Source organism: Candidatus Protofrankia californiensis, from assembly GCF_900634765.1.
Classification (GTDB): Bacteria; Actinomycetota; Actinomycetes; order Frankiales; family Frankiaceae; genus Protofrankia; species Protofrankia californiensis.
On sequence record NZ_CAAAFT010000039.1, the window covers coordinates 1 to 885 of the forward strand.

The window sequence follows — 885 nt, forward strand, 5'->3', positions numbered from 1 at the left end:
GCCGGTGCTCGACCACCTCGAACTCGCGCTGGCCCACGCCGACGCCGACCCCCGCTCGATCGTGGCGGGCGTCCGGGCCGTGCGGGACCAGGCCGTCGACGTACTCGACCGGCTCGGCTACCCGCGCCACGACGAGGTCGGGGTGCCGTTCGACCCGGCCCGCCACGACGTGCTGAACGTGGTCGAGGAGCCCGGCATGCCGCCGGGCACGGTGGTGGCCGTGGTCCGGCCTGGCTACGGCGACGGCGGCCGGCAGTTGCGCCCCGTCGGTGTCGCCGTCAGCCGGCCACCCGCCGACGACGCCGAAGGTAGGCAGGGGTCCCCGGGCACGCGCGGGTCCGCGAGGGAGCGGGAGCCGGGTCGGGGCGGGCGCGACGCCAGCGGGTCCGTGGAGTGACCAGCGGTGGCCCGGGACTACTACGAGGTCCTCGGTGTCGGGCGCGACGCGAGCGCCGAGGAGGTGCAGCAGGCCTACCGCAGGCTCGCCCGCCGCTACCACCCGGACGTGAACTCCGATCCGGCGGCGGAGGAGCGGTTCAAGGAGGTCGGTGAGGCATATCACGTGCTGTCCGACCCGAAGACGAGGGCGCGCTACGACCGGTTCGGCGACGACTTCCGACGGATCCCCGAGGACTACGAGGAGCGGGTGGCCGCCGGCGGGGGCTGGGCACGCGGCGGCCGGGGGCCGTCCCGGGATGCCCGGGTCGAACCCGGCTTCGGCACGGACTTCGGCACAAACTTCGGCGCGGGCTTTGGCGCGCGGTTCGGCGGAGCCGGATTCGAGGATCTGTTCGGCGACATCTTCGGGGCCCGCGGCGCGGCCGGGCCGATCCCCGGCGCCGACCAGGAAGCCGAGCTCGAGTTGACGGTCGAGGATGCCTATCG

The 885-nt window shown here is 74.9% G+C and carries 2 protein-coding genes; both read left to right on the forward strand.

Annotated features, from left to right (window positions below; genetic code table 11):
- The coding region (locus DD1DGNOD_RS01935) for a nucleotide exchange factor GrpE (RefSeq protein WP_131769306.1) at positions 1-397 on the forward strand (397 nt) is incomplete at its 5' end.
- A gap of 6 nt (positions 398-403) precedes the next feature.
- On the forward strand, positions 404-885 hold a 482-nt coding region (locus DD1DGNOD_RS28570), incomplete at its 3' end, for a DnaJ domain-containing protein (RefSeq protein ID WP_241255401.1).